This window comes from Synechococcus sp. HK05 (genome assembly GCF_019104765.1).
Classification (GTDB): domain Bacteria; phylum Cyanobacteriota; class Cyanobacteriia; order PCC-6307; family Cyanobiaceae; genus Vulcanococcus.
Genome location: NZ_JAHRXJ010000011.1, coordinates 111290 through 126196 on the forward strand (window position 1 = coordinate 111290; position 14907 = coordinate 126196).

Consider the following 14907-nt stretch of genomic DNA (forward strand, 5'->3'; position numbering starts at 1 on the left):
CGCTCCACCTGCTTCGGACCCTACTCCCTTCATCGGATTACCAGCGCCATGACGCAGCCGAGGCGGCCGCGGGATCAGAGCGGAGGTCGTCGTAGATCGGCGCCAGTCGATCTCTCAGTCTTAACAACTGGTCCTCACTCAGAGCATCGCCAACGCCAGGGTTCAGTCGCTTGTCAAAAACAGCTTCATGGCGGGGGAGACCAAGCCAATCACAAAGACTATCCATACAGTCTTGGTTAAAGAGGTCTTCATAAATCAGAAAGCGGCAGCGCTCAGCAAGACCCAAATCGCGCAGCGTCTTCAGTGTGTAGCGGTAATCAGAACGAATGTAAATCGGGCTGGACGAATCAACACGTTCCAGCAGATCGTCGAGCTCAATATCCTTATCGACACGCCGCCGCGCATGGCGAAGATGCGAAGCCGCGCGATCCGTCGGATCACGCATGAGAAAAATAAACCGCACATCCTGCGTCAGCGAAGCCATCTGGGCGTAAGCCTTGGAGGGCAGATGCGCATAGGACGGTGAGATTTCACCGAAATGCAACTGGTTTCCTAGTCGTTCGGCGAAAAAGCTCAGGTAAGCATCGGTCGTTGTAATGCGACCCAACTGCGCAAGGGCACGCAGGCGGTCAAAACGCTCTCGCTCAGCATCAGTCTGATCGAGCCGAGGAGGCTTCACACCATAGGAGAGAACAATTCTCTCCATCCGCCAAATGCGGTATGCGTTTCCAGGCTTATAGATATAGCCGGGATAAAGAGGATTGTCGGGATAGAGAGAGGCAAAGGTATTCATCTCCTTGATCGGAGAGTGAAAGAAATGAGGGTGACCGCCCAAATAGTCGGAAAGCCATGTCGTACCCGACTTCATGGCCCCTAGCCCGAGCACGAGTTGGCGCTGAGCCAAGGGAAGTGGTGGTGGAGCAGGCTTGCCGCGGACAACCCGCTTGATCACGCTGCGCAGAGAGTCGGGGAGTATCGCCATCGGGAAAACGCGTCTTACGGTGTGGTTGAAGAACCTGCGATACCAGCCAGCAGGTCAGCATCCGGAGCTCCACAGCTCCGATCAACGGCTTGCAATGTGGCGAAGATCGCTGTGATGCGGGATCGGTAGCGTTTCATCTGGGCACCAGCCTGCTCTAAAGAACCATTGGCAACGCCAGAGGTGAGGCGAACCACAGAAGCAGAAGCATATTGATAGGCATGGCGATCGGTGGAGCGAGCTGAAGAGTCCGGATGCCAGTCGAGGGGTGCCCATGCACACCAAGGACCAGGCACGCCTAGCCGGTTGAGCAGGCTGGTCTTATCACGGACGCCATAGGGATAAGCCTCATCAAATTGCTCAACGGCATCGAAGCGAAAAGCAATCTGCGGTTCTTCCCGATGCGTGGGGGTGACATCGAGTTGTTCCAGATCACTCGCCTCAACCTGCCGACGCATGGGCACAACCAGGTATGGAGCGCCAGGAGACGACAGAAGATCGGCTTGAAAAGCCTCAAAAACGGGGCGGGTCAGGAAGCAACTCCCATCCAGCACGAACGTCCAATCCGAAGCCATCCTCCCAAGTGCCAATCCCTGGTTACGGGCACCATTAATGTTCATGAGGTAACGAATTTTTTCGCCACAGGCCCAAATCCGCTCACGATCCTGACAGAACGGATCCTTGAGCGCAAATTCAGAGGAAGAGAAATAATCTAAGCCTCCAAAGAGCTCCGGCCGATAGCGCAGAGATTGATAAGCCGCCGGATCAAATGCAATCACCTCACAAACATGACCAGCCTGCCGGATCAGCTCAACGGCCTCAGACTGAAGCTCGGCATCAATAAAGCGATTCAGAACGAATAACTTTTGCCAACCGAACGGATTTGCTTCCCGCTGGAGGATGGTTTTAAGGTTGGCAACAGCCTGACCACTCTGCTGTCTGGGAAATAAATCATTGCCGATGATCCGGCAAAGAGTGACAGTCGGCAGCTCCGCATGCTGACCCTCCAGCGCCCAGTCGCCTCGTGAAAGGGTCCAACGACGCTTGATCTCACGCTCGGCGCGAAACGGAAGCGAGCCATACCAAGCCTTTCGCAGACGCGCCCGCGTGGGGAACAACTGGGTCAGACGATAAGGAAGCCACATGATCAGCGGACAACTGCGTTGACAGCCCGCCTCAAAGAGGCTTTGACCTGACGCATTTGATTATAGATGCGCAACGACATCGTTTCCACCTCGGGCACCGTAGCCTTGGCAATGTGTTGGTAATGGGCCAGGGCCTCGCTCAGAAGTAGAGGCAGCTGAGAATAATCAACGCAATCTGGGTATCCCGATGGATCAGCCAATAAGACAGCTCCAGCATCCAGCCCATAACGTTGAACGATGCGCTCATTCATCGGCCGATAGCGATTCTGAAACACCTCCGCCTCGTGCCGTGCAACCGTGCGGGGCTGACCGGTCACTTCCTCCTCAACGCAACGCTGCAGGCGGCGATAGGCATCATTGCGCATACCAGAAGAGAACTGAACAGGATAAACCTGATTCAAGGTCGCAAGGATGTACTGGGCTTCGGCACTCAACGCCGAATTATGTCGACCCAAAGAATTCACATGCACCTGAGACGCCAGCCCAAGAAGCCGAACCAAAACATCCACCGGACGATCCGCCCCATAGAAAAACACGCGCAGCTCTGCACCGGGAACACGCTCAAAGCGCTCGAGAATGGATTCGAAGTTATAGAAGAACAGATCATCACTAAGCTCTCTCTGATCCGGAACCTTCAGGAAGTTACAAGGCGAGTAGTCCACAAACAAATTGGAAAACTCAGAATGGCCGGACCTCAGAATCGAACTGAAGCGACTGAGAGCCAGTTGATCTTGCCGTCGCAAAAAGATGACGAACCGAATAGTATCGACATACTGACGCAGCTGACCAACAAGCCGGTCAATCTCAGACGCAGTTGACAAGCGGCTCGAAATCAGCTCTGACGTAATCAGCAGCGTGTGCCAATCGGGCGGGGCCCGACGAAGCTCCGAATCAAGGTATGCGAAAACATGCTTTCGAAAGCGATGCTCCGAAAGGCCAGAAACGAATAGCTGATGGCTTTTGATATTATCGATAACACCATCGTCCAGGCAAGCCGAAACAAGCTTGGTGTGATTGGGATAGCCAATCGAAGTTGGCATGAAAATCCCAGCCTGCTGAATGCACTGGCGATTGGAGGCAAGCCACCGCTGGATCGCCGTCGATCCTGTCTTTTCAAGACCGATATGAACGAGGGCGGTGCGCTTCATCATCAATCAATCATACGCCAGCCAGCAGATGGTCTAAAACCTGCATCATGAGGTGAGTGCGGCCACGATAACTGCAATGCTCTGGAATTTGAGAAAGGGGCACAACGGCTTGATTCCGCCGCTCCTTGGAACCAAGCAAATAATCAATAGCTCCAATAAAATCATCACGCGATCTGCACAGGCGCGCAAGGTTGCCATAATCCTGAAGGGCTGGCAGCTCAGTTGACACGATCGGCACACCAGCAGCCATGTACTCAAAGAACTTCATCGGAAACATCGAGCGCGTGTAGTCGTTGATTGGACATGGCAACAGAGCCAGATCAAAACCCCGCAGATAACAAGGCAGTTCCGCATAAGGCCTTGGACCAAAGAAGTGCACATTTGGAAGGCTCTCCACGCGCTGAAGGTCGGTTGATGGATCACCTTCACCAAGCCTTCCAATCAGAATAATCTGACAATCGGGGCGAGCTTTCGCCAGCTCAAACAAAAGATCAACGTCGAGTTTATAGGCACTAACAGCTCCAATAAAACCCAGACGGGGCCCCTTTGGCAACGCCAGTAAATCAGATGCGATCGGCATCCTGTGCTCACGGGCCTGGGCGAAGAAATCGAGATCCGCGACGTTCGAATCGTAACGAATTCGTGCGTTAAAGGCCGAACGGGTTCGCAGCAACTCAAGCGAGGTCACAAACACCTGGTCGCTGCAGCGACAAAGGCGCTCCTCCTCCTGCACAATCAATGCGGCTGGCATGCAGGGCTGAGCCGCAAGATCATCCACGCAGTGATATACAAGCTGTTGATAGTGGGATTGCGGCAGTGTGATCAGCAATCCCGAAAGCGGGTTGTAAGTCCAAAGCAGATCAGCCTTGAAGCGAAGCACGCGGCGCCAAACTTCAAGCCAGAAAGAAAACAACCAACGATTCAGCTCACGCTTCCAGCCTGAATGCGCTGCAGGAATCAACAGGGGTGACCAAACCCAAATGTTCTCCGCTACACGACGGGGAGGCTTGAGACCACGGCGTAAGCGTCGCCAGATTCTGCCGAGATCCTGGCCCTCGAAGCGCGGTGGCCTCAGACCCACGGATTCCACGTACAGCACACGATGGCCCAGTTGAGCCATGGCCATGGCTACATGCTGCTTGTTCGTCCAGAACGGATGATCCCAGTCGGCCGTTGCCAGCAACACAACATCTCTGGGCCTGCTGGTGCTCGTGGGATCCCGACTCATTCCTGCTGAATCGCAAAACGACCCTCGAGCTGGGTCAGGTCCTTGAAGCTGTCGGAACGCTCTCGCAGCTGGTCAAACGTGCCGGATGCCTTGAGCCGCCCTGCCTCAAATTCAAAAATCCGATCGCAACGCTCAATCGTGGATAGCCGATGGGCGATGACCACCGTGGTACAGCGACGGGCAACAATTTCAAGCGCTGCAATCACTTCTGACTCCGTGCGGTTATCCAGAGCACTGGTGGCCTCATCCAACAGCAAAAACTCAGCCTTGCGGTAAAAGGCGCGAGCCAAAGCCAGGCGCTGACGCTGGCCACCCGAGAGGTGTAAACCATCGCGACCAACAGGGGTGTAGAGACCGTATGGGAGGCTGGAGACCACATCCTGCAGCTGAGCCGCTTCGAGGGCTTCCCAAACGCGATCCTGATCAACCTGCATCGGATCTTCTGCAAAAGCAATGTTTTCAAGAACACTGCCCCGCAAAAACGACACGATCTGCGGCACGTACGCGCAACACGACTGCCAAGCCCGCAGATCATCTGGCTCCACCACAAGACCATCAATCTCGAGGGCACCCTGTTGGGGGGTGAGCAGGCCTAACAGCAGGTGGGCCGTCGTGCTCTTACCACTACCGGTGCAACCCACCAGCGCGACGCGGGAACCCACAGGAATCGTGAGGTTGAGGCCTGAGATCACCGGCTCATCCCGGCCTGGATAGCTGTAGCTCACATCATGCAAACGAATCGAGCGCCTCGGCCTGATGCCCTCCGGACTGATCCCCGCTGAAGCCAATCCAAGCGCCATCCCCGTTGGTTCAGGCAGCGCCATAAAACCGAGCACACTGGTGAGGTTGGGCAGAGATGCGCGCAAGCGGGTCAGAGCCTTGAACAGCTCGTTCATGGCTGGGGTGATGCGCTGAGAAGCCAGCGCAAGCGTGGCGAGGAACGGAATGATCTGCTTCAGGTCTCCCACACTCCCCTTACCCAAGAGGGCGGGCAATGCACCAAAAGAAAAAATCAGGGTGATCCCAACAGGCTCGATAATTTGCTTCGGCAAGTTAGGAAGGAAATTATTAAGCGCTTCTACGCGCTTTGCCTTTCGCGAATCCACTCCGAAAGCCCGCTTAAAGAAGGGCTCTGCCGATGAGAGATGAATCTCACGAATCACATTCATCGACTCAAAGAAGCCCTGCTTCATGGCCGAGGCCAAGCGCAACTTCTGCGACGATGCACGCCTGAGATATGGAGTTAGCAACACCGAAAAACCACCATACGCGATCACCAGGCAGAAAAAGAGTGCCATCGCGTACCAGCGGCCAACATAAATCAGGCCAGCAAACAAGAAGAAAACCGTGATTAGGGCCGACTGCAAGTGCAGCAATGGCGAAAAAACACCCTTGACGACGTGCGTTACGTTAGACAGCAACTGGGTCGCAAGCTTCTTATCATTTTTGCCGATATGAAACTCATAGGGCTGCGACAAAATGCGGGCATAGATTGTTTCCGTCAGCCACAGCCAGAGCTGACCTGTCATCCGCTCCTGCAAACCCAGCACGAGCAGCTTGGAGAGTGATCTCAGCCAGGAAAACAGGATAAAAAGAGCAATCAGCCAAAGAGCCTGATCGAGGCGATCACCCTGAAGAAACGGCAAGGACGGAATGCCTTGGCGCAGCCGAGTGCCCAACAGGGTGGACATCATCCAGGCCACCACCGCAATCGATGCGGCATCCAGGATGCCTGGCACCACTGAGATGGGCAACAGGAAAAGAATGCGGCGCCTCAAATGGGGCGGCAATTGACCGGCCAACTGGACCACCTGCTGCAGCGTCTTGCTTGGAAGCTGCGCCATCCAGCCCGGGATCCCCTGTCTAGGACCACGCTATGTGGCCAAGGCGAAAGCCGTCGCCAAGGCAAGGCCAGCCAGCCAACCGATCGCCCCAGCAGGACTTCAGTGGCCTGCCAAACCGATGGCGTGATCGTCTAGACGCACCAGCTCTTCAAAGGTGGCGGAAGAGCTCTGCAACTCGTCAACACTGCTATAAGCCCTGATGCCACCATCCACCAACTCCACGATTCGATCGCAACGACTCACCGTGCTCAGCCGATGGGCCACCACCAAGGTGGTGCAGCGGCGGCCCACCAGCTCCAAGGCATCGATCACCTCAGATTCCGTGCGGTTGTCGAGGGCACTGGTGGCCTCATCCAGTACCAGGAAGCTGGAGCGGCGATAAAAAGCCCGGGCTAGGGCAAGGCGCTGCCGTTGCCCACCTGATAAGCGCAGCCCATCGTCGCCAACGGGACTTTGGAGCCCGAACGGCAACTGGGCCACAAAGTCATCGAGCCGTGCCGCCTCGAGCGCCTCCCAGACGCGGTGCTCATCCACGTGCTCCATGAGCTCGCCGAAGGCCACGTTGTCCAGGATGGTTCCGTGCAGCAAATGGATCGACTGGGGAACGTGAGCGCAGTTGGCCTGCCAGGCCGGCACCTCCAAATCGTCCACGGGAATACCGTCGAGCTCAAGGGCCCCCTGCTGAGGACTGAGCAAGCCAAGCAGCAGATGGGCTGTGGTGCTTTTCCCGCTGCCCGTTGTGCCGACCAGAGCCACACGGGCACCAACAGGGATGGTGAGGTCCACCCCTTTGAGCACCCAGTCGTGCGACTGGGGGTAGCGGAACCACACATCGCGCAAGCGCACGAAATGACGGGGAGCGACTCCCGCAGGAGATGGCACGCCCGGGGTGCGCAGGGTGGGACGCTGCTCGGGCAAGGACAGCAGCTCCACCACATCCCCCAGCAAAGGCAGCGAGCCGCGAATGCGGGTCACGGCCCGAAACGCGTCTTGAAGCGGAGGGGTCAACCGCAGAGCAGCCACGGAAATCATCGCCAGGAAGGGCAGGATCTGCTGCACCCGCTGGGGGTTACCGCTGAGCAGCGCCGGCAGGGCCCCGATCGCAAAGATCACCGTGATGCCCAGCGGCTCAATCAAGCCACGCGGCAGCTCAGGTAACCATTCAGCCAACCAGATGCTCTGCCTGGAGAGTTCGGTGGAGCGCCCGAAAATCGATTGGAAGTGGGGTTCGCTGCTGGTGAGCTGGATATCGCGAACCGCATCAATGGATTCGAGCAACACCTGAGATGAGCGGCTCTCCATCGCCACCCGCACGGAGCTGGCTGCACGCAACCGCGGGGTCACGCTCAGTGAAACAAGCACGTAAGCCAGCACCAACCCCAACACCAGGGCAACGGAGAGCCAGCGGCCCACCCAGAGAATCCCGATGGAGAGCAAGGCGATGGAGGCAACGCCGCTGATCAACTGCAGGATCGGCGTGATCACATTCACCGCCAGGTGATTGAGATTGGCCAACACCCGCGCACTGAGCTCAGCTGAGCCCGACTCCAGATGAAACAGCAGGGGTTGCCTCAGTAGTCGGGCGTAAATCTGATCCGAAAGATCGCGCCAGATCCGCGCTGCCAGGCGTTGCTGCCGCAGTCTCAAGGCAAGCTTCGACGCCGACGCCAACCAGCAGGCGAGCACAAAACCACCGATCAGCCACAGGCTCTGATCCACAGCCTCAGCACCAACCGATGGCCGAAGCCCCGTCTGACCCACGAGCGAACCGGTGAGCTGGGCAATCAACCAGACACAAGCCAGATCCAAGGCGCCGGGCAACACGGACACCGGCACCAAGGCCTGCACGGCCCTCAGACGCTGCGGCGGCAACAAGCGGAACAGCTGCCGCAGCTGGTCAAGGGTCCGGCTTTGCATGTGAGCAAATTATCGGTTCACCGATCCGCGACGATTCTTCAAAGCCCAGACGAAGCCAGAGATCTGATTGGCTAAGCCCTGACGGATCCGGGCCCAGGGCAGCAGGCCCTGGGACGTCGTTAGCAGCGGTGAGGCTCCGGATGCCAATCGGTCCCAATGTTGATTGATCTCTTGCAGCGCTTGCTGCCAACGCCTGGTTTGCGTTGGCTCCGAGCAAGCCTGGAGGAGTTGATTCAGCCCATCGGGCTCAGCCCGCCACGCCGCAGGGTCTCGGACCGCGGCCGTAACGCGCTCAAGATCGGCCTGAAGCGTGCCGGCAGCCAACTGATGGCCGATCCGCCCGGGGTCGAGGTTGTCGGCCAGGGCATGGTTCACGCTGCTGAACACCACACAGCCGCAAGCCAGCGCCTCAATCGGCGGCAGCCCAAATCCCTCGCTAACCCCGCGGCTGCGCCAATAGGGAGCTGAGTCGTAGAGGTAAACGGTGGCGCTGTTGAAAAGGTCCACCAGATCGTCCACCCAGCCGCTCTGCACCTCCACCCGCAGTCCACGCTCCCGGAGCGCAGGCACCAACTGCTCCAACACATAGGTGCTGGTTTTGCGGCGCTGCACCAGCACATCAATCGGCCTGGGGGCCTGGCCGTTGCGATCACCTCGCTCCAGCCACATCGGCTCAAGGGCATTGGGCACCAGCGTGAGGGGATTGCGGGGCGCCCGATCACCCCAGTAGCCGAGGGTGTTGCGGCTCACGGCCACCACCGGCACCCCCGCCGGCAGATCAAAGCCATACCCACTGCTGTGGGCGTGATATGCGCAGGCTCGGCCCTTGAGCCGACGCAGCAACCACGGCACATCAAAGCCCCAACTCACCAACCACAGGGGAGAACGGCTTGAGCAATCAGCCGGTTCTTGCCGCAGCAGATCCGCAAGGAAAGGATGATCAGGCTCCCGCTGCCGGTAGGTGACCACCTGCACACGGGCTATCTGCGCCAACAACCTGGCGGTCTGCAGCTCCACCAGCAGACCGCCACAGCGAAACCGGCCCGTGGTGCCGGGAACAAGAATGCGAATCGAGCGCAAGGGAGACTGGCCTGAAGGCCAACTCTGGCTCAAGCGGCCACAGCCTCGGTGCTGCCGGCGCGCTGACGGCGAGTGAGGAAGCCGAACAGCACCTTGCCGATGGCAGCCACCAGATTGCCCTCCAGCTCCTTGAACATGTTCATGTTGAGGTGGAAGGCCTCATTGGCCTCCTCCACGATGCGATCGGCGGTGGGCTGATCGATCGGCAGGGTGTCCATCGCGGCGCGATAGGTGCCTTTGAAGGCCTTCTCGTCGTCGATGGCGGGGAACTCGTAGAAGTTCAGGCCGTCGTTGTCGCCCAGGTTCATCGCCTTCTGGGCGATGTTCTTGAGGATCTGGCCGCCAGAGAGATCGCCCAGGTAGCGGGTGTAGTGGTGGCCCACCAACAGTTCCGGCGACTCCTGCGCCACCTGGTGAATGCGGGCCACGTAGGCGGCTGCCGAGGGGGAGGGCTGGATCTGGTTCTTCCAGTCAGCGCCGAAGTAATAGGCGAGGTCTTGCTCGAGGGCTTCGCGGCGATTCAGCTGGGAGAAGGCGATCGGTGCCAGCACCGGGTGATCCTTCAGCCGGGCGATCTCCTCCTCCATCGCGCCGTACACGAAGTAGAGATCAGCCACCAGCTTGCGGTAGCTGGCCTTATCCACCACACCCTTGAGGAAGCAGCTCACAAAGCCGGTGTTCTCGGCCATGGTGTGGGACTTCTTCGTCCCTTCACGCAGTTGGGCAGCAAGGGCGACAGACATGGTGATCGGTCCGCGGTCAGCGCTCGGGCAGATCGCCAACCGTAGTGGCGTCATCCACGGCAGCGCCGACAAGGTTGCGAAGGGTTACGCAGCTGGGCTGGCCCTCTCTCAAGCGGCGTGAGCCGAAGCACCGGGGCTGAACAGCGCAAACACCTCCCGCACAAACCCCTGCAACGCCTCCACCACGGCTGGCTGGGGCAGATGCGTGCCGGTGGGCTGCCAATCGCCCACGCTCGCCAGCCGCCAACGCTCCGACTCATAGGTGAGGCCGCGGATCGTCACCCCCAACAGCCGTGGCCGGGCCGATCCGCCTGCAGGCGACTGCTCGAGCCGCAGCTGCACCAGAAAGGAGCGGCACTGGCTGCGGGGGCTCCAGCCCGGCAGGTGAAAGGAGAGATCGAGGCTGTCTTGCTCGGCGTGGGCGCGGGTCTGGGGGTCGTCGCGCCAGGGGGTGAGGTTGGCGCGGGCGTCGGGGAAATGCTGGCGGAACAACACGGCAACGGAAGCCACACGCTGCGCCAGTTCCACAGATCGGACCTGGTCGGACGCATTCATGCCGTTGCCCCTGCAGCAGAACCGCGAATCCCCAAAACCTAGGCTCGCTCCACTGTTCACGCCGCCCTCGGTCAGCAAGCACCCATGGCCAGTTACGAGAAGCTCACCGCCCCAGCCCAGGGCACGGCCATCCGCTTCGAGAACGGCCAGCCGGTGGTGCCCAACGATCCGATCATTCCCTTCATCCGCGGCGATGGCACCGGCGTGGACATCTGGCCCGCCACCCAGAAAGTGCTCGATGCGGCGGTGGCCAAGGCCTATGGCGGTGAGCGCCGCATCGAGTGGTTCAAGGTGTACGCCGGCGATGAAGCCTGCGACCTTTACGGCACGTATCAATATCTGCCGGAGGACACCCTCGAGGCGATCCGCACCTACGGCGTAGCGATCAAGGGGCCCCTCACCACCCCGATCGGTGGGGGCATTCGCTCCCTGAACGTGGCGCTGCGGCAGATCTTCGATCTGTATTGCTGCGTGCGCCCCTGCCGCTACTACGAAGGCACCCCCAGCCCTCACAAGCGGCCCCAAGACCTCGACGTGATCGTGTACCGCGAGAACACCGAGGACATCTACATGGGGATCGAGTGGGAAGCCACTGATCCGGTGTGCCTCGAGCTCATCAAGCACCTCAATGAGGTGGTGATCCCGGCCAACGGCAAGCTCGGCAAGCGCCAGATCCCGGCCGGCTCAGGCATCGGCATCAAGCCCGTGAGCAAGCACGGCAGCCAGCGCCACATCCGCAAGGCGATCCAACACGCCCTGCGCCTGGAGGGCGACAAGCGCCACGTGACCCTTGTGCACAAGGGCAACATCATGAAATTCACGGAAGGCTCCTTCCGCGACTGGGGCTACGAGCTCGCCACCACCGAATTCCGCGCTGACTGCGTGACCGAGCGGGAGAGCTGGATCCTCGATAACGCCGACAGCAATCCCGGCCTGAGCATCGAAGCCAACGCCCGCATGGTGGATCCCGGCTACGACGCCCTCACTCCAGAGAAAAAGGAAGCGATCTGCGCTGAGGTGAAGGGCGTGCTCGATGCCATCGGCGCCAGCCACGGCAACGGCCAGTGGAAGCAGATGGTGATGGTCGACGACCGCATCGCTGACAGCATCTTCCAGCAGATCCAGACCCGCCCGGCCGACTACTCGATCCTCGCCACCCTCAACCTCAACGGCGACTACATCTCCGATGCCGCCGCCGCGGTGGTGGGCGGCCTGGGCATGGCCCCCGGCGCCAACATTGGCGATAACGCCGCCATCTTCGAAGCCACCCACGGCACCGCTCCGAAGCACGCTGGCCTCGATCGCATCAACCCCGGCTCGGTGATCCTCAGCGGCGTGATGATGCTCGAATACATGGGCTGGCAGGAAGCCGCAGATCTGATCACGGCTGGCCTCAGCGCCGCCATCGCCAACAAGGAGGTCACCTACGACCTGGCCCGCCTGATGGAACCCCGCGTAGAGCCGGTGAGCTGCAGCGGCTTCGCCGATGCGGTGATCAAGCACTTCGGGGGCTGATCAGGCGACACTGGCTCCCATGAGCACCGCCGCAGCTGCCGCCAACGCCACGGATCCCTGCGTGCACTGCGGCTTCTGCCTGCCCACGTGCGCCAGCTACCGGGTGCTGGGCACCGAGATGGATTCGCCCCGCGGGCGGATCCATGCCCTCAAGGCAATCGAAGCCGGTGAGCTGGAGCTCGATGCCACTACTGCCGGCCATTTCGACAGCTGCCTCGGTTGCTTCGCCTGCGTGAGCGCCTGCCCCTCCGGGGTGCGTTACGACGAGCTGATCGAAGCCACGCGGCCCAAGCTGAACGCGCCCGAGCTGCGCAGCCCTGCCCAGCGGGCCTTTCGCCAGCTGCTGTTCGCCCTGCTGCCCTACCCGCAACGGCTGCGGGCCGTCCTCACCCCCCTGCGGGGATACGCAGGAACACCACTGCAACGCCTAGCCCGTTGGAGTGGCCTCACCCGAATGCTGGGGCCGCAACTCGAGGCGATGGAGCAGCTGCTCCCGCCGCTGCAACCGGAGGCCTTCCGCGATGGCCTGCCGCTGGTCGTTCCCGCCCGGGGAGAGCGGCGCGCCCGCGTGGGGCTGGTGCTGGGCTGCGTGCAACGGCTGTTTGATCCCGGTGTGAACGCCGCCACGCTGGAGGTGCTCACGGCCAACGGCGTGGAGGTGGTGATTCCGCCGAGCCAGGGGTGCTGCGGGGCCGTCACCCATCACCAGGGCGAACTGGAGCAGACCCGAGAACTGGCCAACGCCCTGATCGAAAGCTTCCAAGCCGTGGTGGGTCCTGGCAAAGCGGCGGGGCCAGAGCCCCTCGATGCCGTGCTGGTGGCTGCCTCCGGCTGCGGCCACACCCTCAAGCACTACGACCGGCTGCTGGAGAGCGATCAGGGCGCGGCCTTTGCGTCCCAGGTGCGTGACGTTCACCAGTTCCTGGCGGAGCTGGGGCTCAGCGACGCCTTCCAGGCCGGGCTCCAGCCACTCAGCCACAGCGATAGCCAGCCCGCCAGCGCCGACAACCCAGTGGTGGTGGCGTATCACGATGCCTGCCACATGCTCCACGGCCAAGGCATCAGCGCCGAACCGCGCCAACTGCTGCGCGCCATTCCGCACCTGCAGCTGCGGGAAGCCACCGAAGCCGGCGTGTGCTGCGGCAGCGCTGGCATCTACAACCTGGTGCAACCCGAAGAGGCGGCAGCACTGGGCGCGATCAAGGCCGCCGATCTCACAAGCACCGGAGCTGACGTGGTGGCCAGCGCCAACATCGGCTGCACGATGCAGCTGCGCCGGCACCTGCCGGCAGTGGCCGTGGCCCATCCAATCGAACTGCTGCATCGCAGCGCCTGCGGCGGCCAGGCTTGAGCGATCCAGCACCCACAGCCCCCCAGACGGGCAAGCTGCTGTCGGTGCTGGGTGTGGCCTTCGGCCTGGCGGGTTCCGTAGGCGGCACCATCGGCGCCGGCATCCTGCGCACACCAGGGCTTGTGGCAGCCCAGCTGCACACACCAGCCCTGGCGCTGTTGGCCTGGCTGGTGGGAGGTCTTTATGCCCTGCTCGGCGCCATCTGCATCGCTGAACTAGCGGCAAGCATGCCCAGAGCTGGCGGTTGGTATGTGTATGCCGAGCAGGCCTTCGGCCGGCGGGCCGGTTGGCTGGTGGGGTGGACTGACTGGCTCGCTCACTGCATCGGCCTGGCCTGGGTGGCGACCACCGTGGGTGAGTTACTGGCGGACTGGCTGACAGCTGAGGTGGCCACAAACTGGCAGGGCCGAGCCTTAGCGCTGCTCGTGCTGGCCCTGTTCAGCGCCGTTCAGCTACTGGGAGTACGAGCCGGCGGCGCGAGCCAGGAGCTGCTCAGCCTGGTGAAAGCGGTCGCCTTTCTCAGCCTCGCTGCAGCCAGCTTTGTGCTGCCTGCGGCCGATCCTGTGGCCTCGGCCGCCGCGGATTCTGCTGGCCTGCTCAACCAGGGGCCGGCCCTGGCCATCGGAGCCGTGTTGGCCTTGCAGGCCGTGATCACCACCTTCGACGGCTGGGCGTCACCGGTGTATTTCGCTGAAGAATTCAGCGACCCGAGCCGCGACCTGCCCCGATCCCTGATTGGCGGGGTGCTAGCCGTTCTGGCGCTCTATTTGTTGATCAACGCAGCTCTGCTGCATGTGCTGCCCATGCCTATACTCAGCCAGGCCAACCTGCCGGCTGCAGACGCCGCCCGCAGCCTGTTGGGCCAGCCCGGCGGGCAAGTGATCAGCGCTGTGGCCCTGATCTCACTCCTTGGCCTCATCAACACCGTGGTAATGGCAGCGCCGCGCATCCTGTTTGGCCTGAGCCGCGATCAGCTGATGCCGGCAACGCTCAGTGGCGTAAACCCTGGCGGCACACCCACCGCCGCTCTGGTGCTCACCAGCGGCTTCGCCGGCCTGCTCGTGCTGGCGGGCTCCTTCGACCACCTGCTCGGCATGGGCGCCTTTCTCTACGTGGGCCTACCCCTCAGCGGGATCGCAGCCCAGCTGTGGTTGCGCCGCCAGCAACCGGAGCTGCCGCGGCCCTACTTGAGCTGGGGGTACCCCCTCACCCCCTGGCTCGTGGGAGCCGGATCGCTGGCCTTTCTGATCGGGGCCTTGGTGAGCGATACAGCCGACAGCCTTCTGGCCTTGGCGCTGGTGGGCTTGGGCGGGCTGTGCGGTGAAATCTGGCAACAACGCATGCGCTCAAAACAACCCAGCGCATGAGCCGTATTGTGCATCCATTCCAGGCAGCACAGGAT

General features: G+C 60.9%; 12 protein-coding genes. 3 read left to right on the forward strand and 9 right to left on the reverse strand.

The features are described 5' to 3' along the window. Positions 1–37 precede the first annotated feature (37 nt). The 9 genes from KUL97_RS10060 to KUL97_RS10100 form a co-directional block, all read right to left on the reverse strand. Positions 38–982, reverse strand: coding sequence for a sulfotransferase (locus KUL97_RS10060; protein ID WP_217796858.1), 945 nt, complete (start codon positions 980–982; stop codon positions 38–40). A gap of 14 nt (positions 983–996) precedes the next feature. After that, the gene (locus KUL97_RS10065; RefSeq protein WP_217796859.1) at positions 997–2124 is read right to left on the reverse strand and encodes a hypothetical protein; all 1128 of its coding nucleotides are present in this window, start codon (positions 2122–2124) and stop codon (positions 997–999) included. Between the two features lie 2 nt (positions 2125–2126). Next, on the reverse strand, positions 2127–3272 hold the full coding sequence (locus KUL97_RS10070; protein WP_217796860.1) for a hypothetical protein: 1146 nt from the start codon (positions 3270–3272) through the stop codon (positions 2127–2129). 10 nt (positions 3273–3282) lie between these two features. Further along, a complete protein-coding gene (locus tag KUL97_RS10075) occupies positions 3283–4455 on the reverse strand; it encodes a glycosyltransferase (protein WP_217796861.1) in 1173 nt (390 codons plus the stop codon). 41 nt (positions 4456–4496) lie between these two features. Further along, positions 4497–6344, reverse strand: a complete 1848-nt coding sequence (locus KUL97_RS10080; protein WP_254896413.1) for an ABC transporter ATP-binding protein — start codon at positions 6342–6344, stop codon at positions 4497–4499. A 99-nt stretch (positions 6345–6443) separates the two neighbouring features. Next, a complete protein-coding gene (locus KUL97_RS10085) occupies positions 6444–8261 on the reverse strand; it encodes an ABC transporter ATP-binding protein (RefSeq protein WP_217796862.1) in 1818 nt (605 codons plus the stop codon). A 9-nt stretch (positions 8262–8270) separates the two neighbouring features. Beyond that, the gene (locus KUL97_RS10090) at positions 8271–9341 is read right to left on the reverse strand and encodes a glycosyltransferase (protein WP_217796863.1); all 1071 of its coding nucleotides are present in this window, start codon (positions 9339–9341) and stop codon (positions 8271–8273) included. 29 nt (positions 9342–9370) lie between these two features. After that, complete coding sequence (locus tag KUL97_RS10095; protein ID WP_217796864.1) at positions 9371–10084, reverse strand: heme oxygenase (biliverdin-producing); 714 nt, start codon at positions 10082–10084, stop codon at positions 9371–9373. 108 nt (positions 10085–10192) lie between these two features. Beyond that, positions 10193–10639, reverse strand: a complete 447-nt coding sequence (locus KUL97_RS10100; RefSeq protein WP_217796865.1) for a hypothetical protein — start codon at positions 10637–10639, stop codon at positions 10193–10195. Positions 10640–10723: 84 nt separating this feature from the next. Here KUL97_RS10100 and KUL97_RS10105 point away from each other — a divergent pair, with 84 nt between their 5' ends. From KUL97_RS10105 to KUL97_RS10115, 3 genes are read left to right on the forward strand one after another with little or no spacing between them, the layout of a single operon-like run. Then, positions 10724–12154, forward strand: a complete 1431-nt coding sequence (locus KUL97_RS10105) for an NADP-dependent isocitrate dehydrogenase (protein WP_217796866.1) — start codon at positions 10724–10726, stop codon at positions 12152–12154. Positions 12155–12173: 19 nt separating this feature from the next. Continuing rightward, positions 12174–13505 carry a (Fe-S)-binding protein gene (locus KUL97_RS10110; RefSeq protein ID WP_217796867.1) on the forward strand — a complete coding sequence of 444 codons (1332 nt, stop codon included), beginning with the start codon at positions 12174–12176 and terminating at the stop codon, positions 13503–13505. After that, positions 13502–14872 (forward strand): APC family permease, encoded by a 1371-nt coding sequence (locus KUL97_RS10115; protein WP_217796868.1) that lies wholly within the window; start codon positions 13502–13504, stop codon positions 14870–14872. The genes KUL97_RS10110 and KUL97_RS10115 overlap by 4 nt, the downstream gene beginning before the upstream one ends. The last annotated feature ends 35 nt before the right edge of the window (positions 14873–14907 follow it).